This window comes from Arthrobacter sp. TmtSoilC48 (assembly GCF_059739425.1).
Map to the genome: position 1 here is coordinate 2171604 of NZ_AP046049.1, position 26951 is coordinate 2198554.

Genomic DNA, 26951 nt, shown 5'->3' on the forward strand with positions numbered 1-26951 from the left:
GCAGAGCACCCACGCAGGCTTAGCTGAAGGAGAGCAGATGACCATTCTGATGGACGCGTCCGAAGTACACCGGCGGCTCGCGGCGGGGGAGCACACCGTGCTCCTGGACGTGCGTTGGGTCCTGGGCAGGACGGATGGGCACAGCCAATACTTGGAAGGCCACCTGCCAGGAGCGGTTTTCGTGGACCTGCCCAGTGAACTTGCGGACCACGCACAGCCTGCCCTGGGCCGGCATCCCCTTCCCTCTATTGATCGCTTCCAGCTTGCCGCGCGGCGCTGGGGGATCAACGATGGCGACACCGTGGTTGCCTACGACAACAGCGGCAGTATGGCCGCTGCCCGCGCTTGGTGGATGCTGAGGAATGCAGGCGTGGAAACCGTCTACCTGCTCGATGGCGGACTGGCCGCCTGGCGCTCGGCAGGTCACCCTCTGGAGGCAGGCGAGGTGACGCCCGCCGTCGGGAATATCACTCTGAACGACGGCAGAATGCCCACGATCACCGAGGAGGATGCTGCGCACTGGCATGAGCAGGGCGTATTGCTTGATGCACGCGCCGGGGAACGTTACAGGGGCGAAATCGAGCCGATCGACCCCCGCGCCGGACATATTCCTGGCGCGGTCAGCGCACCGACCACCGAGAACCTCACCGCGGAAGGCAAGTTCCTCCCAGCGGAGGAACTGCGCAGGCGCTTCACTGGCTTGGGAGCCGATGGTCCGGGCAACGTCGCCGTCTATTGCGGCTCCGGCGTCACGGCTGCGCACCAGGTTGCCGCCCTGGAAATTGCCGGATACACCGCGGCGCTCTTCCCTGGGTCGTTCTCGCAATGGTCGAACAATGCCGCAAATCCCGTGGCCGTTGGCAGTGAACCGTTCGAGGACGAATATGTAGGGGACGCAGGGGATTCGCCTGGCCCGCACGGCCAAAGTGGCACGAGCACCGCTGCCCGGAGTAGCGTCGGATCATGACCCCTGGACGTCCCGTGCCCCCGCCCCTGGCGAAGCCAATTCCATTGGATACAGCGAAGCCAAGTCCATTGGATACAGCTAAGCCAATTCCCGTGGAGACAGTGAAGCCTGCTTATTCGCAGTCATCGGAATCGGCAGGATCCACACTTGCGGCCGCGTTTGGCGCCACTTCCCCGGACAGTGGGTTGGTACCTCTGACGGTCGCGCGCCGTGCGCCCAAGGAAGACGATGTGGAGATCGCGATCGATTTTTGCGGGCTTTGCCACTCGGATGTTCATGCAACACGTGGGGAATGGCGTTTGCCGCATTATCCGCTGGTTCCAGGCCATGAAATCGTCGGCCGGGTAACGCGGGTGGGTGCTGCCGTGCAGAATTTCGCACCTGGTGACCGCGTCGGCGTTGGCTGCCTGGTGGATTCCTGCCGCGAGTGCGGGAGCTGCTTGGAGGGACTGGAGCAGTATTGCGAGCGGGGCAATGTTGGCACCTACGGAGTTGCGGACCCACGCAATGGCGGAGCAATAACCCAAGGAGGATATTCGACGTCGGTTGTGGTTGACCGTCGCTTCGTGCTGCGTATCCCTGAAGCCCTGGACGCAGCGGCTGCCGCCCCGCTCTTGTGCGCCGGGATCACCACGTATTCGCCGTTGAGGTATTTCGAGGTTGAAGAGGGGGATTCGGTGGGAGTAGTGGGGCTGGGCGGCTTGGGCCACATGGCCGTCAAGATCGCCAAGGCCATGGGCGCTGAGGTCACGGTGTTCACCACCTCTGAAGCGAAGTTCGGCGCCGCCCGGGATTTGGGAGCGGACCACGTGGTGTTATCCAAGGACGCTGAGGCCATGGCGGGTGCCAACCGCAGCATCGATGTCATCATTGACACCGTTGCCGCACCGCACGATCTCAACCCCTACTTCCGCACGCTGCGGCTTGATGGGGCGCTCTTCCAGCTTGGGCTCCCTGCCGATGACATGCCGCCTGTCAGCCCGGGGCTCCTCATACGCCGACGCCTGGCCTATGCAGGTTCACTGATTGGCGGGATCGGCGAAACCCAGGAAATGCTTGATTTCTGCGCCGCGCATGGAGTTGCCAGCGAGATTGAGGTCGTCGGGGCCGAACAACTCAATGAGGCCTATGACCGTATGGTGGCCGGCGACGTGAAGTACCGATTTGTATTGGACACCGCAACACTTCAGGAACCGTCAGAAAGGGCAGATGCATGAGCACGCTGTTCACCAGGATCATCAACGGGGAAATCCCGGGCCGTTTCGTGTGGAAGGACGAGGACGTTGTGGCCTTCCTGACAATCGCTCCGATCACGCCGGGCCACACACTGGTGGTACCTCGTGAGGAAGTGGATTCGTGGACGCATGCCAGCCCGGAGCTTTTGGCCAAGGTCATGGATGTTGCCCAGAGGATCGGGAAGGTCCAGGAAGATCTTTTCAGCGCCAAGCGGGTGGGTGTCCTGATGGAAGGCTTCGAGGTGGACCACTTGCACGTGCACATCTGGCCCGCCTATTCGATGGCGGACTTTGAGGTACACAACGTGGACCACAATCCGGATCCTGCCGTCATGGATGCCACGGCTGTGAAGCTCCGTGCGGCCTTGCGGGCGGCCGGCCATGAGAGCTTCGTTCCCGAGGACTAAGCCTTCCAGACAAGTTAAACCGGCGGTGCTGAATCAGCACCGCCGGTTGTTTTTAAGCCGGACCTAGGCTGGCGCCAAGGCCTGGTTAAGCGCCGTTCGGATTCGTTTCTCGGAGACGGAGTAAGCCGTGCCCAACTCGACGGCGAAGAGGCTTACGCGCAGCTCCTCGATCATCCAGCGCACGCGGGTTAATTCCGAGCCTGCCCTGCGTCCGGGGAGCAACGCGGACACGGCGTCGTCGTAGTCATCCTCCAGTGCCTGGACGATGGCCATATTCAGTCCATCGCGCTGAACGTTGCCGGGAAGCTTCTCCAGCCGCTTCTCGATCGCCTGCAGGTACCGCGGAAGCTGGCTCAGCTGCGCGTAGCCCGTCTGTGCCACAAAGCCCGGAAAGACCAACTGTTCAAGCTGGCTTTTTATGTCATTGAGGGCGCTGATGAGCGGCAGGCTGGCACTGGCCTTCAGCTGCTTCTGGATCCGGCGAGTGCTCGCCAGGATGCGTTCGACGACGGCCGTCACCGTAAATACGGTATCGATCAGCTCAGCGCGGACTACTTCATACAACGCATCGAAGGCTTCCTTATCCCACGGCAGAGCCTCCGGCGTCAGCTTGTCGATGGCAGCGAGGGCGCAGTCAGCGATCAGGGCAGTGACGGAGCCGTGCGGATTTTGGCTGAAGGTCAGCTTCTCGGTATTGCTGAGGTGCTCCAGCACGTACCGGTCCGGGGCAGGGATTCGAAGAGCCAGGAGCCGGATCACCCCGCCACGCATGGCCGCTTCCTGTTCCTGGCGGGTTTGGAAGACGCGGAAGGCTACAGAGGTACCCTCATCCACGATCGCAGGGAAGCCGGTGACGGCATGGCCCTTAACCGTTCGGGTTACTTGGCGTTGCACGGTCCCGAAGTCCCATTCAGTGATGCCACTGCGTTCGGCCACCGCTCCCTGGGCGGGTTGGGGGCCTGGGTGCGTGCCAGGATGCGCCTCAGCACTGCTGACGGTCCCGGCCGCGGAACCGGCGGTCTTGCCGTTTGAGGCGCCTGGCGCTCCGGCTCTTGTGCCAGCCTTGCCAGGTGCCGTCGTCGCTGGTGTAGCACCGAGCGATTCGGCGATTGCCCGACGTGTCGCCGGGGCCAGTCTTTCCTGTAGTTGGGCAAGGTCCTTGCCTTCGTCGAGGACCTTGCCCTTGCTGTCCACCACCTTAAAGCTCACGCGAAGGTGGGGAGGCACTGCTTCCCAGTTCCATGATCCCGGTGGGATGACGTGTCCGCGGAGCCGGCGAAGAACCAGTTCCAGGGAGGGCTCAAGCTCGTCAGTGGCGGGATCGAAGTCTCTTTCCAAGGCCTCCGTAGCCTGCCGGGCGACGTCAGGGGCAGGCACAAAGTTCTTCCGAACCTGCTTGGGGAGGGATTTGATAAGCGCCGTGATCAGTTCTACGCGTTGTCCCGGGATCTGCCACCGGAACGGTGCGTCGTCGAGTTGGTTCAGGAACAACACCGGAACTTCGGCGGTGACACCGTCCGAAGGATTCGGAGCAGACCCAGGAGCCACAGGATGGAACTCGTAGCTAAGTGGAAGTTCGAAGCCCTTGTGCAGCCACGTTTTGGGGTAGGCGGAATCATCGAGGGCCTCGGCGTCCTCGCTCATCAACAGCGACTGGTCGAAGTCCAGCAGCCCAGGATCTGCTTGGCGTGCCTCCTTCCACCACTTATCGAAATGCCGTTCGGACACGACGTCCTGGCCCACGCGGGCGTCATAGAACTCGAACAGGGTTTGGTCATCCACCAGGAGGTCCCGCCGGCGCATCCTGGTTTCAAGCTCCTCGATCTCCTGCAGGAGCGCGCGGTTGCGGTGGAAGAACTTGTGATGGGTCTTCCACTCGCCTTCCACCAGCGCGTGACGGATGAAGAGTTCCCGGGACAATTCCGGATCGATGCGGCCATAGTTGACCCGACGGTTCGGGATGATGGGCACCCCGTACAGCGTGACCTTCTCGTGGGCCATGACGGCCCCTTGCCGGGAGGACCAATGCGGCTCGCTGTAGGAGCGCTTCACGAGGTCCGGGGCTACTTGCTCCACCCACAAGGGATCGAACCTGGCAGCTACCCGTGCCCACAAGCGGCTCGTTTCCACCAACTCGGCGGCCATGACGAATGCAGGCGATTTCTTGAACAGGGCAGAACCGGGGAAAATCGCGAAGCGGCTGCCGCGGGCGCCGGCGTATTCGCGCTTGCGCTCATCAAGGAGGCCGATGTGGCTCAGCAACCCTGACAACAGGCTGATGTGGATTCCCTCGTGGTTGCCTACAGGATCAGCTTCACGCTTATTGTCCAGCGTGATGCCCAACGGCTTGGCAAGTTGGCGGAGTTGTGTAAAAAGGTCCTGCCACTCACGGACGCGAAGATAGTTGATGAATTCGTTGCGGCACAGCCGGCGAAACTGCGTTGAGGACAGCTCGCGTTGCTTTTCCTGAATGTAGTTCCAAAGGTTAAGGAAACCGGTGAAGTCCGAGTTCTCATCGCGGAACCGCGCATGCTTCTCGGCAGCGAGTTGCTGCTTGTCGGTCGGCCGTTCGCGGGGATCCTGGATGGTAAGCGCTGCTGCCAGAATCATCACTTCGCGGACACAACCGCGTTTGCCGGCTTCGACAATCATGCGGCCGAGCCTCGGATCCACCGGCAACTGGGCCAGTTTCTGCCCGACGGCGGTCAGGCCACTCCCGCTTCGACGGTTGCCGCGGGGATCCTTGGGCCCTGGGGTGCTCGAGGTTGCCGGGCTGAGGGCGCCGAGCTCGCGAAGGAGGGTAACGCCGTCGTTAATCGCGCGTGAATCAGGCGGTTCGACGAACGGGAAGTTCTCAACATCCTTGGGACCACGGGCAACGCCCATGGCCGTCATCTGCAGAATGACGGCGGCAAGGTTGGTCCGCAGGATTTCCGGGTCCGTGAACTGCGGGCGGGACTCAAAATCTTCTTCGGAGTAGAGACGGATGGCAATACCCTCGGAGACGCGCCCGCAACGCCCGGATCGCTGGTTGGCCGAGGCCTGGGACACACGTTCTATGGGGAGGCGCTGGACCTTGGTCCGGTGCGAATACCGCGAGATGCGGGCGGTGCCGGTATCGATCACGTATTTGATGCCGGGGACAGTCAGCGAGGTTTCCGCCACGTTCGTGGCGAGGATGATGCGCCGCTTTCCACCGGGATTGAAGACCCGATGCTGCTCCTGCAGGCTCAACCTGGCAAAGAGGGGCAGGACTTCCGTACCTGCCAGGCGCCGGTTGCCCTGGATGCGGCCATTGATGGCCTCGGCGGCGTCGCGGATTTCGCGCTCGCCGGAGAAGAAGACAAGGATATCGCCCGGCGCTTCCTTGGCCAGTTCATCCACGGCGTCACAGACGGCATCCAGTGGGTCCCGGTCCTCTTCCAGCTCGTCGTCGGAGCTGTCCTCGTCCGCACCGGCAGGCTGTGACAAGGGGCGGTACCGGATCTCCACCGGGTAGGTGCGGCCGGAAACCTCGATGATGGGTGCGGGGGATTCCTCCGTGCCGAAGTGCTTGGCGAAGCGTTCAGGATCGATAGTGGCCGAGGTGATGATAATTTTCAGGTCGGGGCGCTGGGGGAGGACACGCTTCAGATAGCCCAGGATGAAGTCGATGTTGAGGCTGCGTTCGTGGGCCTCGTCAATGATGATGGTGCTGTACTTGCGCAGGAGTTTGTCCCGTTGGATCTCTGCCAGGAGGATGCCATCGGTCATGAGCTTGATCTTGGTCGATGCACTGACCTCGCCAGTGAACCGGACCTGGAAGCCAACTTCCTGGCCGATCTCGACGTCCAGCTCGGACGCGATGCGCTCTGCTACTGTCCTGGCCGCCAGTCGTCGCGGCTGCGTGTGGCCGATCAGGCCTTTGTCGCCCAGGCCCAGTTCCAAGCACATCTTGGGGATCTGGGTAGTTTTGCCCGAGCCGGTTTCGCCGGCAATGATGGTCACCTGGTTTGCGGCGATCGCCGCCGTCAGATCCTCGCGGCGCTCGGATACCGGCAGCTCAGCGGGGTAGGAAATATGAAGTGTCATGGCTGCTGCCAGTCTACTGTGGCTTCCTGTCAACGTCCGCTGTCGCTGTCACATGTCGGGCAGGCCCGGCTGCCGCGCCGCTGTCCTTAAAGGCCGCGGTGGAAGCGGGGCGCATAGAGACGCCCGTCGTTCGGGATCCTGGTGAATTCCCTGAAGGACGGGCGTCGGATGGACAGATCTTGGCTCGATGATTCAAGTGGGCTGGTGGGCGGCTAGTAGATGCGGGGGTTCCAGTAGGGAGTACTTGGAGCGTCGAAGGCGCTCCAGGGTTCCTTGGAGTTGATGGGCGGGTTGTGGCCGCGTCCGTCCTTCAGGAGGGCGGTAACGGTGGCTGCGACGGCGGTGATGAGGACGATGAAGAGGATGATTCCGAAGATTTCCATGGCTTCAGTCTTCTCCTGGCGGCACCCAAGAAACAGTGGCAGAAATGCCCCATTTAGACAATTTTCTGCCACACTGGAGATATGTTGAAGTCAGTAGCCGTGATCGTTGTCCCCAACTTCTCGATCTTCGAATTCGGTACGGCCTTTGAGGTCTTCGGAATCGATAGATCCGACCGTGGCGCGGGCGTACCTGCCTTCGACTTCAGGGTGTGCGCGCCGGAACCGGGGGACATTCGAATGAAGTCCGGCCTCTCCTTGCACGTCAACCTTGGCCTGGAGGCTGCTGCTGATGCGGACCTTGTCATCATGGCGCCTTTCGGAAGGGACCAGGAGGTCCCCGAATCTGTCCTGGATGCGCTGCGGGCGGCTCACGCCCGCGGCGCGTGGGTGATGTCCATCTGCTCCGGCGCATACGCCTTGGCACGGGCCGGCCTGCTTGACGGCCGGCGATGCACCACCCATTGGCACTACTCGCAGGATCTGGCGAGTCGATACCCCGCAGTGGTAGTGGATGAGAATGTCCTCTATGTACAGGATGGAACCATCATTACCAGCGCAGGGACCGCCGCCGGAATCGATGCGTGCCTCCACCTTGTCCGTGTGGAGCTGGGAGCAAACGTAGCTGCCGCGATTGCGCGCGACATGGTGGTCCCACCCCATCGCGACGGCGGCCAAGCCCAGTTCATTGACCGGCCCATGCCCCGCTGTGGTTCAGCACCCATGGAGGAACTCCTGCGGTGGATGGTTGAACACCTCGACGAAGAACACAGTGTCAACGAATTGGCCGCCCGGCTGCACATGTCGCCCAGAACATTCGCACGCCGCTTCAGGGCGGAAACAGGGACAACACCCGCGGCGTGGTTGAATTCCCAGCGTGTGCTCCGCGCCCAGGAACTGCTGGAGTCCACGGAGCTCAACATCGATGAGATCGCGCGCGAAGCAGGGTTCGGGCATTCCGTTTTGCTGCGCCACCACTTCACCAAGGTGCTGGATACGAGTCCGCAGAGTTACCGGAGGGCCTTCCGCGGGCAATTGGCCGAGGCGATTTAGCGGCGGACCCCCAGGCGGCCGCGGGGGCCGCGGGACTCGGAACCTTCAGCCTTGGCACACTCCACAAGTTCCTGCCAAGGCCCAGTGACTGCGCGCTCCGGTAGCGTCGCCCGCCGTTGGCCTGCCCTGATGGAGTACGTGAATCGATCCGGTTCGTCCAGAGTCCTGGCTTCGCTTTTGGCTTCGTCCCAGGGGCAAGCCTCAACGATCGGCATCCAGCGCTCTTTGTCATCATCCGACACTGCCTCCACGCTCCAGACGCGCGTCATCGCGGCTATGCCCCCGCTGCGCTGGACGGTGATTTTCATGACCGGCTACTTCTCGTTTTGACGTACTGGCGGAAAGCCAACGACGGCGGGACTGCCCGGGGCCGGACGGTCCCGCCAGCTGGTCTAAACCTTGACCTTCACAGTCTCCCACGCCTTCAGGACGGCGTCATGCTCTACTGAGCCGACGCCAAAAAGTTCTTCCGCAGTAGCCGCAGTCGCCTTGGCGAACTTGCCAAAGGTGCAGGCTGGCGGCAGGGACCCGCTGGTGAGTGTCCCGTACCAGATCTGCCCTGGCACACCCCATGCATTGCCGCCCAACTCTGCGGCAACAAGGTAGAAAGCCCTGTTGGGGATGCCCGAATTGATGTGTACTCCACCGTTGTCGGCACTGGTCCGAACGTATGTGTCCATCGAGTCAGGCTGCGGGTCCTTGCCCAGGATGTCGTCGTCGTAGGCGGTGCCCGGGGCCTTCATCGAGCGCAAGGCCGCACCTTGGACTTTGTCGGTAAAAAGACCCTCGCCGATCAGCCAGCTGGCTTGCTCCGTGGTTTCCTTCTTCAGGTACTGCTCCACGAGTACACCGAAGACATCTGACATGGACTCGTTCAGGGCACCTGCCTGGTTGCGGTAATTGAGCCCTGCCGTAAATTGCGTGACCCCGTGGGCCAGTTCGTGGCCGATGACGCTCACTGACTTGGTGAAGCGTTGGAAAATCTCCCCGTCGCCATCCCCAAAGACCATCTGATTGCCATCCCAAAAGGCATTGTCGTACAGGTTGCCGTAGTGAACGGTAGCGTCCAGGGCCAGGCCGGCGCCATCGACGGAATCCCGGCCGAAGATCTCTGCATAGAGTCGGTGGGTGCTGCCCAAACCGTCATAGGCCTCATCGGTAGCGGCGTCCCCAACAGGCGCAGCGCCCTCCTTGCGGACTACCCGGCCGGGCAGGTTTTCCGACGTGTCGGCATCGTAGATGGTGCGCTTTGGCGGGCCGGGCTGTGCCGCCACTGCACTGGGCGGAGTAGAGGGTGCCGGGGCGGCACGAACAGCCTGGAGGTCCTTGATGTGCAGGAGTGATTCCTTTGCGGCCCGGGCAACAGCCCAAAGCCGTGGCTCGCTCTGGGCGGCAATCCTTCGAAGCATGTAAGGCGGAACGATTGAACAAATCACAGCAACCCCTTTTGGCTCTTGGCGACTGGCAACTGTGATCAGCCTAGGAGCGGGGGCTGACAATTTTGGCGAGTTCGCCCGGCAAGCCCTGAACTGATAGCGGCGACCCGGGTTGCGGCCCGGAGGGCGAGCTGGGCCGGGGCGTGATCTGGAACGCAAAAAATACCCCGCCAGTTGGACTGGCGGGGTATTTGTATGTGCCCTCGATAGGATTCGAACCTACGGCCTTCTGCTCCGGAGGCAGACGCTCTATCCCCTGAGCTACGAGGGCATCCGGGGTTCCCTCCGTTGCCGGTGGGACGTCCTAGAGCTTAGCAGCCACCTGGCCCCAAAAGAAAACGCGGCCATGATCTTTAGCGCCCTGCACGCTGCGGCGCTGCGGTACCCGCAGTTCAGTACCCGGCAAACGAGTCAACGTGTACGCGCCGCGCCCCTGCACCGTGCGCAGCGGCACGCAAGGAATCCACGCTCGCCGGGGAACCGGAGACATATACCTCGCGGGCCCCGATGTCCGGTACCAGCTCCTTCAGGCGCTGTGCGTCGATCCTGGAGGTTCCGGCGTCGTGCATGAAATCCGGGGGAGTAGAGCCGTCCGCGAGCCGGGCGATCACCTTTGCCCCGGACGCCTCCAATTGCTCACAGGCGGCGAGTTCATCGCGGCCTTGGGCAAGGTAGAGGACCACCGTGTCGCGGGCTGCGGCGTCGGACGCAAGGTGGGAAAGGAAAGGCGTGATACCAATACCTGCGGCAATCAGCAGGACCGGCTTGGCGGCGTCGCGCGGGAGCAGGAAGTCTCCGCCAACCGCTGTGGCGGAAATCATGTCACCGGGCTTTAGCGCCAGCAACGTCTTCTTCGCGGTGGACAGGGGCCCGGCAGTTCCAACGCCGAAGGTCACTTCCGGAGCACCCGGGGGGCTGGTGATGCTGAAGACCCGGCGTCGGCCCTTGCCGTCGGACCCCGAATGCGGAAGGTTCAGCTCCATGAATTGCCCGGCCGCATAGCGGACAGGGCGCCGTGGCTCGAAGCGGAACTCCCTGGTCCCCGGTGTCAGGGCCCGGGAACCCTTGAATGTCAGTTCCACGCGGCCCCGTTGGCCCAGGAAAAAGGCGATCAGGTTCCCCACCAGAAGCGCGAGTTCAGGCGAATTGGCCACGAAGCCCAGATTGTACGGAACCGCAAAGACAACGCCGACGACGCCGGCAAGTGCCAATTGCTGCCAACGGCGTGGGGGGAGAGTGAGGGGCTCGGTAAGCATGAAGCCGACGAAAAAAAGCAAGGGGCGCTGGGCCAACGGCTGCCACAGGGCCTGGCCGAAGGTCATGCCGCGGCCCAGCAATTCGACACAGACGATGCTGGTGGCCACCAGCAGGAAAACTGTTGCCATCAGCATTTTCCGTGTGCGGTACAGGACCGCCAGGACACCAGGAACAAGGAGCCACAACATGGCAGGCGTTGCGGCCCACCAGGTGGCTATGTTCAGTCCGGTCAAGCCCGTGATGAAAGCCCCCGCAGCCGCTGGGTTGAAAATGTGGCGCCCACGGAAAGCCAAAGCATATTTCGAAGCGCTGGCCAGGACACAAGCCAGGGCGACACCCAGCATGTCAGTGGCGACGAACGTGGGCCAGAACAGGAAGTACAGGAGCAAGCCGGTAATGAGTGAAGACTCCGAATGGGGCGTGGTCCGGAAAAGCAAGGCCAGCAGGCGGTTCGATCCATAGGTGAGCCCAAGGCACACGTACAGGTGAACCAGCATCTGCGGCAGGCCGAACGTCAGCCACCCCAAGACGTTCAGGAGCAGGCTGTAGGCCACCAGGACCCCGAGAACCCACAAAATCAGGCGGTACATGGTGAAGCGGCCCAACCAGGTGTCCAAACGCGACTTCATGGCATTCATGTGAACAGTCTCCCCTCAAAACCAGCCGAAAATGTGGCACTCCCATTCGAAAACACCCGTAGCCAGGAAAAATCGAACTCAGCCTCAAGCGCGGCGGGTTCCACCATGAAGAGTGCCGTGGCCAAGGCATCTGCCACCATCGCGCTCGCGGCCATGGTCCAGGTGGCCACTGTCGTTTGGATGGGTTGCCCCGTGATTCCGTCCAATACATGGTGCAGCCCGTCCCCCCATGCCCGGCGGTTGGACGCGGAGGCGCAGAGGGCGGAATTGTCCAATTCCACGGTGCCGATCGCCTGCTTCGGGTTATAAGGATGCTCCAAGGCCACAGTGACGGGCAGGCTTCCGGAATGCAGCATGTCGCCGCTGCCATCCACCAGGAAGTCCAGGTAGCCAGCTGAACGGAGGACTTCGCCAAGCAGGTCCACGAGCTGTCCCTTTCCTGCGGCGCCCACATCCAATACCAGCGGAACCTTGCCCGAAACCGTGGTTCCCGACCATTCCAGGACGTCTTCCCACCTGGCAGCACCTTCAGGGGCGCCTGAAGGAACCAAGGTGTAGCCGGCACTATATCCAAGACGGTTCAAGCTACTGCCGATCAGGGGTGTCATGGAGCCGCCACTGATCCGGTACAGCGCCTCGTAGACGTCGCGGAGGGCCACGGAGTGCCCGGGCAAGGAAATGCTGCCGGGACCGCGCTGCAGAGCGGACACCAGGGAGTCCTGCCTGAACCGTGAATAGGTATGGTCGTAATCCGCTACCGTCGCAAGCAGTTGGCGCTGCACTTCCGGCTCAAGCATCGACGACGACGAAATCTCCCAGTGTGTACCGATCCCCTCGAAGCTAAAGCGGCTCCAACCCGGATGCGGCATGGCTGCTACTTTGCCTGGGACTTGATCTGCTCCACGGCATCGTTGAAGCCGCCTGAGGTCAAAGAAGAACCGGCAACCTTGGAAACGTTGAGGTCGTCGATGTCTTTGCCAACGATCTGCGCCGCAATACCGCTGGCGAACTCGCCCTGGAACTTCCTGGTATTGGGGTTGGAGGGGTGGACGGTGATATTCACTGCCTCTACCTTGTCCCCGGCCAGCTTGAGCTGAACCCCAACAGTCTCCTGGCCGTTCGGCGATGTATATGTTCCATCGGCGCTGTACGTGCCGTCCTTGTACGTGGAGTCACCGTTTCCAGCCGAACCAGAGGAAGAAGGACTGGTGGTGGAAGCCTGGCCGCCATTCTGGGTAGCCGGAGTCTGGGTTGACGGGGCTTCCGTTGTGGGGGCACAGGCAGCTGCCGTCCCGATAATGGATACGCTGGCGAACCCGACGTAGAGGCTCTTGCGGAGTGGCGTAGTCATGTTCTGCTCGTTTCAACTGGACAAGATGTGATCAACATGCGGTCAACGGGATGGTGTCGGTCTGTGGATGACCCTTAAAGCCACCTCTTACGTCTTCACAACGTTGAAATCAGCGTAATGGTTCAGTCTGTGAGGGCCGCCAGCAGTTTATGTATAGGTGCTGTGTCCAAGATTGCTGTGTCCAAGATATCCACATAAACGAGCCTTAATTCCACGAGTTTGCGGGCCCCCGGTAGGCTGGATGGGTGACTCCCGAAGAACTCTCTGCTGCCATATCCACCTGCCTTAAGGACGCCGTCGCTGCCGGCGAAATCGCCTTGGCGGAATCCGCTGTCCCCGGAGACGTCCGGGTGGAGCGACCCAAGAACAGGGACCACGGAGACTGGGCCACCAACATTGCCCTCCAATTGGCTAAGCAGGCCGGCACGAATCCGCGCGAGTTCGCGGGAATCCTCAGCCATCGCCTCCAGGGAATCGCCGGCGTGACCGGAGTCGAAATCGCAGGTCCCGGCTTCCTGAACATCACCGTTGATGCTGCTACGGCAGGCGCGCTTGCCAAGGCAATCGTTGAGGCGGGTTCCACCTACGGGACCAACCAGGCGCTCGCAGGACATGTTGTGAACATGGAATTCGTTTCGGCCAACCCCACGGGACCTCTGCATATTGGCCACACCCGGTGGGCCGCCCTGGGCGACGCGATCGCACGCGTGCTGCGGGCCTCGGGAGCCGACGTCACCGCCGAGTACTACATCAATGACGCCGGTTCGCAGATGAACGTCTTCGCCAACTCAGTCCTTTCCCGGCTCCACGGCCGGGGCGTCCCCGAGGGCGGCTATCCCGGTGAGTACATTCGCGAACTCGGCGATGAAGTACTCAAGGCGCACCCGGATATCCGTGAACTCACAGACGAGGCGGCCCTGCCGGTCATTCGTGCTGCTGCCTACGAGGCGCAGATGGCGGATATCAAAGCAACGCTTGCAGATTTCGGCGTGGAATTCGACGTCTTCTTCTCCGAGAAGGAACTGCACGACGCCGGTGCCATTGAATCTGCCGTTGCCCGGCTACGCGAACAGGGCCATGTCTTCGACGACGGCGGCGCCGTTTGGCTGCGCACCACCGACTTCGGCGATGACAAAGACCGCGTCATGATCCGCGCCAATGGCGAACCGACATATTTCGCCGCCGATGCCGCGTACTACCTCTCCAAGAAGGACCGCGGTTTCACCGAGAAGATTTACCTTCTTGGAGCCGACCACCACGGCTATATCAATCGCCTCAAGGCGATTGCAGCGTGCGCCGGTGACGATCCCGAAGTAAACATTGAGGTCCTCATTGGACAGTTGGTGTCCGTCAACGGCGCCAAGTTGTCCAAGCGCGCGGGCAACATTATTGAGCTCAAGGACCTCATTTCCTGGTTGGGCAAGGACGCAGTCCGCTACTCCCTTGCCCGGTTCCCTGCCGACTCGCCGCTGACACTGGACCCGGAACTGCTCAAGAAGAACAGCAACGAAAACCCCGTGTTCTATGTGCAGTACGCCCATGCCCGCTCCAGGGGAACCGCGCGCAACGCCGCCGAGGCCGGGGTGGACCGGTCCGTATTCGACGCATCGCTGCTGGATCATGCCACGGAGAACGAGCTTCTCTCCTATTTGGGGAGCTACCCGTCAATCGTGGCCAAAGCAGCCGAGCTCCGCGAACCGCACCGCGTTGCCCGCCATCTTGAGGTCATCGCCGGTGCCTACCACCGCTGGTACGATGCCTGCCGTGTCTCCCCGCAGGGCGAGGAACCGGTGCTGGACGTGAATCGGACCCGTCTGTGGCTGAACGACGCCACCAGCCAGGTGCTGGCCAACGGACTCGGACTGCTAGGCGTTTCCGCGCCGGAACGGATGTAAGGCCATGACCACAAACACCGCACCAGATTCACCCCAGGCCTCTCCGCTTGCTCCTGAATGGCTGGCTGTCCCGGAGGACCTTAACGTCCTCCAGGCACCTATGTGGGCAGCCGGTGTGGAGAAGAATGACGCCGGTGAGGTCACCATTGACGGGATTTCAGTCAGCGACCTCAAGGCGCAATTTGGCACGCCACTCTTTGTGATGAGCGAATCCGACTTCCGTGCGCGTGCCCGTGCTTTCAAGGACGCCTTCGACGACGCTTTTGCTGACATCTGCGGGGGAGTGGATGTCTACTACGCGGGAAAATCCTTCCTGTGCACGGCTGTGGCACAGTGGGTAGCTGAAGAAGGTCTTCGCCTGGACACCTGTTCCGGCGGCGAACTGGCTGTTGCCGCCCGCGCCGGTATCCCGGGGGCCAATTTGGGCCTGCACGGCAACAACAAATCCGACGCCGAGATAAACCGGGCGCTAGATATGAGGGTGGGCCGCATCGTGGTGGACAGCCTCGATGAATTGGAACGCGTAGCCAAGATTGCTTCCAGCCGCGGCGAAACCGCCAAGGTCATGCTGCGCCTCACGCCAGGGGTCCACGCCCACACCCACGAATTCATCGCCACAGCGCACGAAGACCAGAAGTTTGGCCTCTCCATGGCTGAGGACTCCACTGAGGAAGCCGGCCTGTCCGCAGCTGAGGAAGCCGTTGCCGCCGCGACGTCGTACCCGAGCGTGGAGCTCCTGGGGTTGCACTGCCACATCGGTTCCCAGATCTTCGAGGCGGACGGATTCGCGCTGGCTGCGGAAAAACTCCTCGGCTTTCAGGCAGCGATGCAGGCCAAATACTCCGTCGTCCTGCCGGAACTGGACCTCGGGGGCGGCTACGGTATCGCCTATACGCCAGAGGACACTCCCCGCCCCGCAGCTGAAATCGCGCAGGCGATGGCCGCCGTCGTGCGTTCAAAGTGCGCGGAACTCGGTATCGAGGCGCCCCGCGTTTCCATCGAACCCGGACGCGCGATCGTCGGGAGCACCACATTCACTTTGTATGAGGTAGGAACGCTTAAAACTGTTCGCGTGGACGTTCCGGGCACCGAAACAGGCCTTGGGAACGTTACGTATCCGCGTCGGTATGTGTCGGTGGACGGCGGAATGAGCGACAACGCCCGTCCGGTGCTTTACGACGCGGATTATTCGGCGATTTTGGCGTCCCGCGACTCCGATGCAGCTCCGCAACTGTCCCGCGTAGTGGGCAAACATTGCGAGAGCGGCGACATAGTTGTTAGAGATGTATATCTGCCCGCGGATGTGGCAGCCGGTGATTTGCTCGCAGTACCGGGTACCGGCGCCTATTGCTGGGCCCTCTCCAGCAACTACAACTACCTGGCCCGGCCTGGCGTTGTCGCTGTGCGCGACGGAGCCGCCAGGCTCATTGTCCGCGGGGAAACCGAAGAAGATCTCTTGAACCGCGACATGGGAGTGGCGAATGTCTGAAGTGCGAACCCTGAAGGTGGCCCTGCTGGGCTGTGGCAATGTAGGGGCCCAGGTCGCGCGCATTCTTATTGACGACGCCGAGGCTCTGGCCGCCCGCAGTGGCGCCCGCCTCGAGCTGTCCGGTATTGCCGTGCGCAACCTCGACTCGCCGCGTGACGTCGAACTGCCGCGTGAACTCTTTACCACGGACGCCGAGACCCTCGTCAAGGACGCAGACCTCGTGATCGAGCTCATGGGCGGCATCGAACCCGCGCGTACGCTCATCGTCACCGCCATCCAGAATGGCGCCTGCGTTGTCACCGGCAACAAGGCACTGCTCGCGCAAGATGGCCCCACTCTCTACGAAGAGGCTGACAAGGCCGGCGTTCAGCTGTCCTACGAAGCTGCGGTTGCCGGTGCTATTCCCATCCTGCGCCCGATCCGCGACAGCCTCTCCGGCGATCGCATTACGAGGGTTCTCGGGATCGTGAACGGGACCACCAACTTCATCCTTGACCAGATGGACAGCACTGGCGCACAGTTTGCGGACGCCCTTGCCGAAGCCCAGCGGCTCGGTTATGCCGAAGCAGATCCCACTGCCGACGTCGAGGGCCATGACGCAGCCGCCAAGGCTGCGATCCTGGCGTCGTTGTCCTTCCATACAAGGTTCTCCCTGGACGACGTCTACTGCGAAGGGATCACCAAGGTCAGCGCTGCGGACATCGCTTCGGCCAAGGAAGCCGGCTTCGTCATCAAGCTTTTGGCCATCGCTGAGAAAATCGAAGCCTCAGGGAACGGCAGTGGAATTTCGGTGCGCGTGCACCCCACCCTCCTGCCGCGCGAACACCCGTTGGCAGCAGTCCGTGGCGCATTCAACGCAGTCTTCATCGAAGCCGAAAACGCTGGAGAACTGATGTTCTACGGCCAGGGTGCCGGGGGGACTCCCACTGCCTCTGCTGTGTTGGGCGACCTCGTCTCCGCTGCCCGGCGGTTGGTCCTTGGCGGCCCCGGCCGCACGGAAACAACTACTGGTCATGTTCCGGCACTGTCCATTGATGCCTCCACTACGAGTTACTACATCGGTCTGGATGTAGCAGACCAGGCAGGTGTGCTGGCTCGCATCGCCCACATTTTTGCGGAGAACGGCGTATCCATCGAGATCATGCGTCAAACGATCCACCGCGATGCCGCCTCGAATGTTGAGTCGGCTGAGCTGAAAATCGTGACGCACCGTGCATCCGAAGCTGCACTCGCAGCAACCGTCGAGGCCGTCAAGGGCCTTGACGTCATCAATTCTGTGACATCCGTACTGCGGGTAGAAGGGGTCTAAGTGGCTCACCAATGGCGCGGAGTAATCCGCGAATACGCTGATCGTTTGCCTGTAACGGAAGCCACGAAGGTCATCACCCTCGGCGAGGGCGGCACCCCGCTCGTCCACGCACAGAAGCTTTCCGAGCTGACCGGCTCGCAGGTGTACCTGAAGGTCGAAGGCATGAACCCCACGGGTTCCTTCAAGGACCGGGGCATGACCATGGCTATGACGGCAGCCGTCGAAGCCGGCGCCAAGGCTGTTGTATGTGCTTCGACCGGCAACACTTCGGCCTCGGCCGCGGCTTACGCAACGGCCGCAGGCCTCAAGTGCGCTGTGCTGGTCCCCGAAGGCAAGATCTCCATGGGCAAGCTCAGCCAGGCAATCGCGCACGGCGCCACGCTGCTGCAGGTGGACGGCAACTTCGACAACTGCCTGGACATCGCCCGCAAGCTGGGCGAGTCCTACCCGGTCTTCCTGGTTAACTCGGTCAACCCTGCCCGTATCCAGGGCCAGAAGACCGGTGCCTTCGAAGTTGTGGACTCCCTGGGCGATGCCCCGGATATCCACGTTCTGCCCGTGGGCAATGCCGGCAACATCACTGCCTACTGGAAGGGATACAAGGAGTACGCCGCTCCCTTCGAGACCGCCAACGGCACACTGCCGGCCGTCTCCAGCAAGACACCCATCATGTGGGGTTTCCAGGCTGCGGGTGCTGCGCCGTTCGTTGCAGGGCACCCGATCACTGAACCGGACACCATTGCCACTGCCATCCGCATCGGCAACCCGGCATCATGGGACACGGCTGTCGCCGCCCGCGACGAATCCGGTGGCCTGATTGAAGCTGTCACGGATGAGGAAATCCTGGACGCCCACCGTTGGCTCTCTTCCAAGGAAGGCGTCTTCGTCGAGCCCGGCTCGGCTGCCGGCGTGGCAGGCCTGATCAAGAAACACGCTGCTGGTGAGGTTCCGTCCGGCAAGACCATCGTCATCACCGTTACCGGCCACGGACTGAAGGACCCCCAGTGGGCCCTCCGCACGGAGGACGGTAGCGATGTCCAGCCGGTCAAGGTGTCCAACGACGTCGTAACCGTTGCCGCGGAACTGGGACTGGAAGAAAAATAAGAGTGGAACAAACGCAGCCCACCGCGACCGATCGTAGACTCGTCGCGGCAGGCCAGCGGCTGACCGTCAAGGTCCCCGGTACGAGTGCCAACCTGGGTCCCGGCTACGACAGCCTCGGCTTGGCCCTTTCAATTTATGACACCTTGACGGTGGAAACGCTCACCACCGGAGAGCTCGAGTTCGAGCTCTCCGGTGAGGGCGCCGATACCCTTCCGCGCGACTCCAGCCACTTGGTGGTGCGTGCGATCGACCTTGCCTTGGAACGTTTGGGTTTCCGGCACTCCGGGCTAAGGATCACTGCTGACAACGTCAATCCGCATGGACGCGGGCTCGGTTCCTCAGCTTCCGCAGTTGTAGCCGCCGTTACTGCCGCCAATTCCTTGGTTCCAGAAGAGGCGCAGCAGGATCTTGACTGGATCCTGCAGCTGACCAGCGAAATGGAAGGCCACCCGGACAACGTCGCCCCCGCCATTTTCGGCGGGCTGGCGCTGTCATGGCAGGACAGCGAGCAGTACAGCAGTACGCGTGCTGAAGTGGCCCAATCCGTGGTTCCCGTGGTGGCGGTTCCGGATTATGAACTCTCCACCGAAACCGCCCGCGGACTTTTGCCCGCGTCGGTGGGCCACCATGCTGCGGCGATGAACTCCGGACGTGCAGCGTTGCTGATCCACGCGTTGACCACGCAGCCGGAATTCCTGCTGCCCGGTACCGAAGACTACCTGCACCAGAGCTACCGTGCCGAAGCGATGCGGCCCAGCGCGGACCTACTTGCGGCACTGCGGACGGCCGGTCACGCTGCCGTGGTTTCCGGTGCCGGTCCTACTGTCATGGTCCTGGCCAACGGCCCCGGCGAAGCGGCAACCGTTGTCGAATTCATCGAGGCGTTTACTGCCACCAACACACCCAACGTCGGTTGGCGCGTGATGACGCTGGCTGTGGACGTTGAAGGTGCTAGAGTGGAAGTGCACCGGCGGTAAAGCCGCGGGCAGTTCCCTGATTTTGGATTTCGGCGGTTTCGCTGTTCCTTTCGTCAACTGTGCCAACGTCTGGCGGTGCCGTCTCCTTCCGGCCTGTCTCAGGTGCCGCAGAACTCTCTCTGTTCCCTGAATATTCAGTCGGCTGTCCGGGCAACTGGGTTCAGTGAAGACGATCAGTATCCGGCCCTGTTGGCCACAATCCATCAGGCACGGCCGAAATCACCGGCTGCAGATCTGAACTGCAGCCCAGAACAAATCATCGCGTCCAGCTCTCGCTCTGGACGCCGTCGAGGGGGAAGGATCCTTCGTGACAGAAACCACTGAGCTGGCTTCAGCTGTGGACACAACAACTTCTGCTGCTGAGTCGTCAACAGCAGCAACCACCAAGAGCAGCGGCCTTGCAGGCCTTAAGCTCGCCCAGCTCCAGGCTCTTGCCAGCCAGCTGGGGATTTCCGGTGGGTCCCGTATGCGTAAGGGGGACTTGGTTACAGCCATTTCCGCCCATCGTGCAGGGACTTCTACCGCCAAGGCCCCGGCCAAGGCGTCGACGAAGGCTGCCACCGCGCCCAAGGCAGCCCCGGCTGCCGAGGCCAAGGTTGCGGAGAAGAGCGCTCCTGCCGCTGAAGTGGGCACGGAAGCGCCGGCCCAGGAAGCCCCTCGTGGACGTGGACGTGGCCGTAGCCGCCGCGCCACCAGCGATGGCGTCGTTGCCGCGGCAGAGGCCGCTGCACCTGCTGAAGCGCCGGCCGCGCCGGTGTCAGAGCCCGAGGCAGCACCGGAAGGCAGCGAAGCCGCCACCGAGCGTCGCCAGCCCCGCACCCGTAACCGTCGTCGCAGCGAGACTGCTGCAGCTCCGGACGAAACTGCAGAAGCCCCGTCCGCCGAGCAGCGTCCCGAGCGCACGGAACAGCGTGCTGACCAGCGTGGCGAGCGGACCGAACAGCGCGAACAGCGCGCCGAGCGGACCGAACAGCGCGCCGAGCGTACTGACCAGCGTGAACAGCGTGCCGAACGTACGGAACAGCGCGAACAGCGCGAACAGGCTGACTCTGGCGATCAGTCGCGTGAACGTCGTGACTCCCGCGGCCGCCGCGAGGACACCAGCGACCTCGAAGATACGGGCAATCGCCGCAACCGCAGGAACCGCCGTGATCGCAACGATCAGAACGAGCGCAGCGACCGTCGTGGCGGTCAGGAGAGCCGGGACGGCAACACCCGCAGCGACCGCTTCCGCGACCGCAACGAACGCCGTCGCGGCCGTGCGCAGGGCCCGGATGTTGATGACATCGAGGTTACCGAAGACGACGTCCTGCTCCCCGTAGCAGGCATCCTGGACGTCCTGGAGAACTACGCATTCATCCGGACTTCCGGCTACCTCCCCGGCGCGAACGACGTCTACGTTTCGCTGGCACAGGTCAAGAAGTACAACCTCCGCAAGGGAGACGCCGTCGTGGGCGCCATCCGTGCGCCACGCGAAGGTGAAGACCGCAACCAGCAGTCGTCGCGCCAGAAATTCAACGCCCTCGTTCGTGTTACTTCGGTCAACGGCAAGACTCCTGAAGAGCTCAAGGACCGCGTCGAGTTCGCCAAACTCGTGCCGCTGTACCCGTCCGAGCGCCTGCGCCTGGAAACCGACCCCAAGAAGATCGGTCCGCGTGTCATCGACCTCGTGGCTCCGATCGGCAAGGGCCAGCGTGGCCTGATCGTCTCCCCGCCCAAGGCCGGAAAGACGCTCATCCTGCAGTCCATTGCGAACGCGATCACCACCAACAATCCTGAGGTCCACCTCATGATGGTGTTGGTTGACGAACGTCCCGAAGAAGTCACGGACATGCAGCGCACCGTCAAGGGTGAGGTCATTGCCTCCACCTTCGACCGTCCCGCAGATGACCACACCACGGTTGCCGAGCTCTCCATCGAACGCGCCAAGCGCCTCGTTGAAATGGGCATGGATGTGGTGGTCCTCCTGGACTCCATGACCCGCCTGGGCCGCGCCTACAACCTGGCAGCACCAGCCTCCGGCCGTATCCTGTCCGGTGGTGTGGACTCCGCAGCGCTCTACCCGCCGAAGCGCTTCTTCGGTGCTGCCCGCAACATCGAAAACGGTGGCTCGCTGACCATCCTGGCAACGGCTCTGGTCGAGACCGGCTCCAAGATGGACGAGGTTATCTTCGAGGAGTTCAAGGGCACCGGCAACATGGAGCTCCGCCTGTCCCGCCAGCTGGCAGACAAGCGAATCTTCCCGGCCGTGGACGTCAACGCGTCCGGCACGCGTCGCGAAGAGAACCTGCTCTCACCGGAAGAAGTCAAGATCATGTGGAAGCTGCGCCGGGTCCTTTCAGGCCTTGAGCAGCAGCAGAGCCTTGAGCTGCTGACGAACAAGATCCGGGAGACGCAAAGCAACGTCGAGTTCCTCATGCAGGTTCAGAAGACGACGCTTGGAGCGAAGTCGGACAACGACAAATAGCTGCCTACTGAGCCGCTGATTCTGCTGCCCCCGCCCCTACGCGTGGTGGCCACGTCCTTACGGACTTGGCCACCACGCTCCGGCAGGCCCGAAGCTACTCCCGGGGCAGCAGAATCGGCGGCTCGTTCCGTTCCCGGCCCACCTTCCCTGGCCGGCATATTTTGAGCGGTCTTTGTTCAAACGGAGATCCTTGGCTCGGCACCACCAGTGCTCAGCGCGGCGTGTGTTGGCACAGCCGACGAGGGCTGTACGTAGCCCCTCATCGCAGTTATTAGACTTGTTGAAGTCGAAAGAGGTTTGAAAATGTTTGAGTCCGTTCAGGGATTGCTTGATGAACATGCTGCTATCCAGGCGCAGTTGAGTGATCCTGCTGTTTATGCCGATCAGTCTGCGGCCCGGAAACTGGGGCGGCGTTCCGCCCAGCTCCAGGGCATTGTGGAGGCGTACAACAAGTGGCGCGGACTCAATGACGACCTCGAGGCGGCCAAGGAAATGGCTGCCGAGGATCCCGATTTCGCCGCAGAGGTGGAGGTGCTGCAGGAGCAGATTCCTGCTGCCCAGGAGAAGTTGCGCCGTTTGCTGATTCCCCGTGATCCTGACGATGCCCGCAACGTCATCCTTGAGGTCAAGGGTGGCGAAGGCGGCGACGAAGCTGCGTTGTTCGCCGGTGACCTTCTGCGCATGTACATGCGTTACGCCGAGTCCCGGGGTTGGAAGACCGAGATGATATCCGCCACGGAGTCTGACCTGGGTGGGTACAAGGACGTGTCCGTGGCTATCAAGGGCAACTCGAACGACCCCGCGGAGGGCGTCTTTGCGCGGTTGAAGTTCGAGGGTGGCGTGCACCGGGTACAGCGCGTTCCGGTTACAGAGTCGCAGGGCCGTATCCACACGTCCGCAGCCGGTGTCCTGGTGCTTCCGGAAGTGGATGAACCCGAAGAACTGGAAATCAACCAGAACGACCTCAAGATCGACGTCTACCGCTCATCCGGTCCCGGCGGCCAGTCCGTCAACACCACCGACTCCGCAGTTCGCATCACCCACTTGCCTACGGGCATCGTGGTGGCCATGCAGAACGAAAAGTCGCAGTTGCAGAACCGTGAAGCCGGTATGCGCGTGCTTCGTGCCCGGCTCCTGGCCCACCAGCAGGAACAGATCGACGCCGCCAACTCCGAACAGCGCAAGTCGCAGATCCGTACGATGGACCGCTCGGAGCGCATCCGCACCTACAACTTCCCGGAAAACCGGATCGCGGACCACCGCACCGGGTATAAGGCCTACAACCTCGACGCCGTGATGAATGGTGATCTGGAACCGGTCATCCAGTCGGCGATTGAAGCCGACGAGCAGTCGCGCCTGGACGCCCTGGGCGAATAGCAGAGCACCGCCAGCTCCCGATTTCCAGCTGTCAGGGCATAGATATGACGATTTTCCCAGGCCAGAGCCTCGCGGACGCCGTTCGCGAGGCCACTGCGGTCTTATCCGACGCCGGAGTCCCCACCCCGCGCGTCGATGCCGAACTTCTAGCGGAGCACCTGTTGGGCGTGGGGCTGGGCCGGTTGCGGGCAATGCTCCTGGGTGATTCCCCCGCACCTGAAGGCTACGCCGAACTGGTGGCTGAGCGTGCCGGGCGCGTCCCGCTTCAGCACATCACCGGCGTCGCGTATTTCCGCCACCTTGAGCTGCGGGTGGGCCCTGGCGTATTCATCCCCAGGCCCGAAACGGAATCCGTTGTCCAGCTTGTCATCGACCACGTGGCCGGAATGTCCCACCCCAAGATCGTGGACCTCGGAACCGGTTCCGGAGCCATTGCCGGTTCAATCGCCCAGGAGGTTCCAGGGGCTGAAGTCCATGCCGTGGAGTTCAGCACTTTTGCCCATGCCTGGGCCAGCAGGAACCTTGAACCGCTGGGCGTCCACCTGGTCCAGGGTGATCTTAGGGATGCCTTGCCCGAACACAACGGCTCCTTTGACGTTGTGGTGTCCAATCCTCCGTACATCCCTGCCGAAGCCATCCCGAACGAGCCGGAAGTTGCGCTGCATGATCCGCCCGAAGCACTGTACGGCGGGGGAGCGGATGGCATGGAACTCCCGACGGCGGCAGCGGCTACCGCGGGCCGCCTCCTGAAAGCCGGCGGCTACTTCGTGATGGAACACGCAGAAGTCCAGGCGGATTGGATCAGCGGCATGTTGCGTCGAGCGGGACGTTGGCAGGACATCATGACGCACTTTGACCTCAACGGCAAGGAACGTGCCACGAGTGCGGTGCTGGCAAACAAGGCTCCTGATGAGTGAAAGAATAGCGCTGTGACCACAACCTACAATTGCACTTCCGATGACCAGCGGGCTGAAGGACTTCAGCACGCGCAGCGTGCCATCAGCGAAAAGAAGTGCATCGTGCTGCCGACGGACACCGTGTACGGCATTGCAGCTGACGCCTTTTCCCCCTTGGCCGTGACAATGTTGTTGGCTTCCAAGGGCCGTAGCCGGCAAATGCCCCCTCCGGTCCTGATTCCGCGCATCAATGCCCTGGACGGACTCGCGAGCGATGTATCCGCCAACGCCAGGGCCTTGGCGCAGGCGTTCTGGCCCGGTGGATTGACGCTCATCCTCCACGCCCAGCCGTCTTTGGATTGGGACCTGGGTGATACCAAGGGCACGGTGGCCCTGCGGATGCCCGACGACGAACTCGCACTGGAGCTCCTGGGCCTTACAGGCCCGCTGGCTGTGTCATCGGCCAACCGCACGGGCCAGGAAGCAGCACAGACCGCCTCAGAGGCGCGGCTCCAGCTCGCAGATTCCGTGGAAGTTTACCTTGAAGGCGGCTTCCGGCCCGTGAAGGGTACTGCTGCACTGCCTTCCACCATCGTGGATGCGACCTCCGAACCCTTCCGGGTGGTACGTCAGGGCGCCATCTCCCTGGAACGCTTGCGTGAAGTTGTTCCTTCCGTCCTCGGCGTTGACGAGCCTGTACCTTCTGTTGCTCCGGCGGCAGAAACCGCGGCAGCAGCACAGGAAAAACCTGTCTCCGAAGCGGCCACGGCGCAGGACGCACCTGTCGAAGTAACGGAAGCACCCGCCGTCGAGGATCCGGCGCCTGCTGTATCAGCATCGGCACCCGACGCCCCACGTGAAGCCAAACCCGAATGATTCCGGAACGCCAGCGCGTCCCCGTCCTTGACGTAGACGCGACTCCGCTGCGCGTCAATGAATTGATCGATGCACTGGATGGACTCATCTCCACCGGAACCACCCGCACTGTGCTCGGACACAATCTTCACAGCATTACGCTGTTCCACTCGTGCGCAGATTTCCGTTCACTTTACGATCAAAGCTCGATCGTCCTCCTCGACGGCGCCCCGGTAGCCATGCTTTGGGGCTTGGCCCACAAACGGCAACTGAAGCCCCTGGGACAAGGCCCCATGGCCTACCGGCTTGGATCCATGGACTGGATCCCGGCTCTTGGGGGAGTGAAGGGGCTGGAACGGGTCGCCGTGATCGGCGCCGGACGGGCGGCAAATACGCAGGCGGTGGCCCGGCTGCGCACCATCATTCCTGATGCGACGGTAGATGGAATGCCCGGCGAAGGATGGGACGAGGCCTTGGAAATGGCTGTCGTGGAGTGGTTGGACCGCTTCCGTCCTCAACTGGTGCTGCTGGGCCTTGGCATGCCGCTCCAGGAGACGGTGCTGCATCGGCGACTCACTCAGTTTCCGCCCGCTGTGTATTGTGCCGTTGGCGGTGCCATTGAACAGGTGGCCGGCGTCCAGAAGCTCGCGCCGCGTTGGCTCGGGCGCCTTGGGCTCGAATGGGCGTGGCGCCTGGTTCTCCATCCGGGCCGTGTTGCCTACAGAGTTTTTGTTGAACCGTGGAAGTTGGCGGGCCTGTTGATTCGGCGCCACTTCCAGCCATCCCAGACCAAAGGCAAGTAAATGACGTCCAAACCCGTTGTGGTCGCCGTTGTGGTGACCTATAACCGGCGTGAACTCCTTGAGACCACCTTGGCCGGCATCACCGCCGGGACCGAGGTGCCGGACGCCGTCGTCGTCGTGGACAACGCCTCCACAGACGAAACTGCGGAGTTCCTCAGGGCCTATCGGGGAGCTGTGCCCACGGACGTTGTTACGCTCAACGCCAACGTGGGCGGCGCCGGGGGATTTGTTGTGGGCATGGAGCGCGCAGTCCTGGACCACGGCGCTGACCACGTCTGGATCATGGACGACGACACCGAACCGCAGCCCGGCGCACTTCGCGAGGCGCTGGATGTGTCCGAGGCTTATGAACAGGAAACCGGGGAAGCTCCCGCGTTCATCGCGAGCCGGGTGGTGTGGACGGATGGTCGCGACCACCCAATGAACCGCATGCGTCCACGCATCGGTGCCAGCGAGGCGGCGCGCAGCACCGCTGCCCGGCTAGGAGCGGTTCAGATCCGCAGCGCATCCTTCGTCTCTGTCCTGATTCGCGCTGACGAGATCCGGCGTCACGGACTGCCCATTGCCGATTACTTCATCTGGAACGATGACCTCGAATACACGGCCAGGGTTTCGCGCCGGGGAACTGCCCTCGCTACCAGTGCGTCGGTTGCCAGTCATCACACCAAAGTGTTTGGAGATGCAGGGGCGGACCCCGGCCCCCGGTTCTACTACGAAGTTCGTAACAAGCTCTGGGTCTACACGAGATCCAACGCCCTGGCTCCTTGGGAAAAGGTCCTCTTTACGGGAGCTTCGCTACGCAATTGGGCCAAGACCATTGCTGCGTCGTCAAACCGCAAAATACTGCTTGATGGCTTGTTCAAGGGCCTGCGCCATAGTTTGAAGGCGCCCCGGTCCAACGCCGAAGTGCTCAAGGGGATCTACGCCCTGCGTAACGTCCAGGAGCCTGCCAGGTAGAAGCCGGCCGCGTGGCTACAGCACATC

At 62.3% G+C, this 26951-nt stretch carries 22 protein-coding genes and 1 tRNA gene; 15 read left to right on the forward strand and 8 right to left on the reverse strand.

Annotated features, from left to right (window positions below; all coding sequences use genetic code 11):
• Positions 1-37: 37 nt before the first annotated feature.
• From AC6I97_RS10235 to AC6I97_RS10245, 3 genes are read left to right on the forward strand one after another with little or no spacing between them, the layout of a single operon-like run.
• On the forward strand, positions 38-967 hold the full coding sequence (locus AC6I97_RS10235) for a sulfurtransferase (RefSeq protein WP_497944828.1): 930 nt from the start codon (positions 38-40) through the stop codon (positions 965-967).
• A complete protein-coding gene (locus AC6I97_RS10240) occupies positions 964-2184 on the forward strand; it encodes an NAD(P)-dependent alcohol dehydrogenase (protein ID WP_497944829.1) in 1221 nt (406 codons plus the stop codon). Before AC6I97_RS10235 ends, AC6I97_RS10240 begins: the two co-directional genes overlap by 4 nt.
• Positions 2181-2609, forward strand: a complete 429-nt coding sequence (locus AC6I97_RS10245) for an HIT family protein (protein WP_224088005.1) — start codon at positions 2181-2183, stop codon at positions 2607-2609. Before AC6I97_RS10240 ends, AC6I97_RS10245 begins: the two co-directional genes overlap by 4 nt.
• A gap of 63 nt (positions 2610-2672) precedes the next feature.
• On the opposite strand, the gene hrpA is transcribed toward AC6I97_RS10245, so the two are convergent.
• Positions 2673-6680 carry an ATP-dependent RNA helicase HrpA gene (hrpA, locus tag AC6I97_RS10250; RefSeq protein ID WP_497944830.1) on the reverse strand — a complete coding sequence of 1336 codons (4008 nt, stop codon included), beginning with the start codon at positions 6678-6680 and terminating at the stop codon, positions 2673-2675.
• Between the two features lie 212 nt (positions 6681-6892).
• Positions 6893-7063: a hypothetical protein gene (locus AC6I97_RS10255; protein ID WP_223946385.1), complete on the reverse strand. Its 171-nt coding sequence runs from the start codon at positions 7061-7063 to the stop codon at positions 6893-6895.
• Between the two features lie 81 nt (positions 7064-7144).
• Here AC6I97_RS10255 and AC6I97_RS10260 point away from each other — a divergent pair, with 81 nt between their 5' ends.
• Entirely contained in the window at positions 7145-8113 is a 969-nt protein-coding gene (locus tag AC6I97_RS10260) for a GlxA family transcriptional regulator (protein WP_309928946.1), read from the forward strand.
• Here AC6I97_RS10260 and AC6I97_RS10265 read toward each other — a convergent pair.
• From AC6I97_RS10265 to AC6I97_RS10290, 6 genes are all read right to left on the reverse strand, one after another.
• Entirely contained in the window at positions 8110-8421 is a 312-nt protein-coding gene (locus AC6I97_RS10265; RefSeq protein ID WP_224088002.1) for a protealysin inhibitor emfourin, read from the reverse strand. The two genes, AC6I97_RS10260 and AC6I97_RS10265, sit on opposite strands and share 4 nt — an antisense overlap.
• An 84-nt stretch (positions 8422-8505) precedes the next feature.
• On the reverse strand, positions 8506-9522 hold the full coding sequence (locus AC6I97_RS10270) for a M4 family metallopeptidase (RefSeq protein WP_224091084.1): 1017 nt from the start codon (positions 9520-9522) through the stop codon (positions 8506-8508).
• A gap of 225 nt (positions 9523-9747) precedes the next feature.
• Positions 9748-9820: transfer RNA gene (locus tag AC6I97_RS10275), tRNA-Arg, on the reverse strand.
• Positions 9821-9941: 121 nt separating this feature from the next.
• The gene (locus AC6I97_RS10280) at positions 9942-11444 is read right to left on the reverse strand and encodes an FAD-dependent oxidoreductase (RefSeq protein WP_497944831.1); all 1503 of its coding nucleotides are present in this window, start codon (positions 11442-11444) and stop codon (positions 9942-9944) included.
• The gene (locus AC6I97_RS10285) at positions 11441-12313 is read right to left on the reverse strand and encodes an FAD:protein FMN transferase (protein ID WP_497944832.1); all 873 of its coding nucleotides are present in this window, start codon (positions 12311-12313) and stop codon (positions 11441-11443) included. Before AC6I97_RS10285 ends, AC6I97_RS10280 begins: the two co-directional genes overlap by 4 nt.
• A 5-nt stretch (positions 12314-12318) precedes the next feature.
• A complete protein-coding gene (locus AC6I97_RS10290; protein ID WP_224087999.1) occupies positions 12319-12795 on the reverse strand; it encodes an FMN-binding protein in 477 nt (158 codons plus the stop codon).
• 245 nt (positions 12796-13040) lie between these two features.
• Between AC6I97_RS10290 and argS the strand changes: the two genes are divergently transcribed.
• From argS to AC6I97_RS10345, 11 genes are all read left to right on the forward strand, one after another.
• Complete coding sequence (argS, locus tag AC6I97_RS10295) at positions 13041-14690, forward strand: arginine--tRNA ligase (protein ID WP_224087998.1); 1650 nt, start codon at positions 13041-13043, stop codon at positions 14688-14690.
• 4 nt (positions 14691-14694) lie between these two features.
• Complete coding sequence (gene lysA / locus AC6I97_RS10300) at positions 14695-16179, forward strand: diaminopimelate decarboxylase (protein ID WP_497944833.1); 1485 nt, start codon at positions 14695-14697, stop codon at positions 16177-16179.
• The gene (locus AC6I97_RS10305; protein ID WP_224164690.1) at positions 16172-17488 is read left to right on the forward strand and encodes a homoserine dehydrogenase; all 1317 of its coding nucleotides are present in this window, start codon (positions 16172-16174) and stop codon (positions 17486-17488) included. The genes lysA and AC6I97_RS10305 overlap by 8 nt, the downstream gene beginning before the upstream one ends.
• A complete protein-coding gene (gene thrC / locus AC6I97_RS10310) occupies positions 17489-18592 on the forward strand; it encodes a threonine synthase (protein WP_309928965.1) in 1104 nt (367 codons plus the stop codon).
• A gap of 2 nt (positions 18593-18594) precedes the next feature.
• Entirely contained in the window at positions 18595-19569 is a 975-nt protein-coding gene (gene thrB / locus AC6I97_RS10315) for a homoserine kinase (protein ID WP_224164686.1), read from the forward strand.
• A 307-nt stretch (positions 19570-19876) separates the two neighbouring features.
• The gene (gene rho / locus AC6I97_RS10320; RefSeq protein WP_497944834.1) at positions 19877-22036 is read left to right on the forward strand and encodes a transcription termination factor Rho; all 2160 of its coding nucleotides are present in this window, start codon (positions 19877-19879) and stop codon (positions 22034-22036) included.
• 303 nt (positions 22037-22339) lie between these two features.
• Positions 22340-23413 (forward strand): peptide chain release factor 1, encoded by a 1074-nt coding sequence (gene prfA, locus AC6I97_RS10325; RefSeq protein WP_224164684.1) that lies wholly within the window; start codon positions 22340-22342, stop codon positions 23411-23413.
• 44 nt (positions 23414-23457) lie between these two features.
• Positions 23458-24330, forward strand: coding sequence for a peptide chain release factor N(5)-glutamine methyltransferase (prmC, locus tag AC6I97_RS10330; protein WP_224087994.1), 873 nt, complete (start codon positions 23458-23460; stop codon positions 24328-24330).
• Positions 24331-24342: 12 nt separating this feature from the next.
• Positions 24343-25185 carry an L-threonylcarbamoyladenylate synthase gene (locus tag AC6I97_RS10335; protein WP_309928975.1) on the forward strand — a complete coding sequence of 281 codons (843 nt, stop codon included), beginning with the start codon at positions 24343-24345 and terminating at the stop codon, positions 25183-25185.
• Positions 25182-25967 (forward strand): WecB/TagA/CpsF family glycosyltransferase, encoded by a 786-nt coding sequence (locus AC6I97_RS10340; protein WP_224087993.1) that lies wholly within the window; start codon positions 25182-25184, stop codon positions 25965-25967. The genes AC6I97_RS10335 and AC6I97_RS10340 overlap by 4 nt, the downstream gene beginning before the upstream one ends.
• Positions 25968-26924 (forward strand): glycosyltransferase, encoded by a 957-nt coding sequence (locus tag AC6I97_RS10345; protein ID WP_497944835.1) that lies wholly within the window; start codon positions 25968-25970, stop codon positions 26922-26924.
• Positions 26925-26951: the final 27 nt, after the last annotated feature.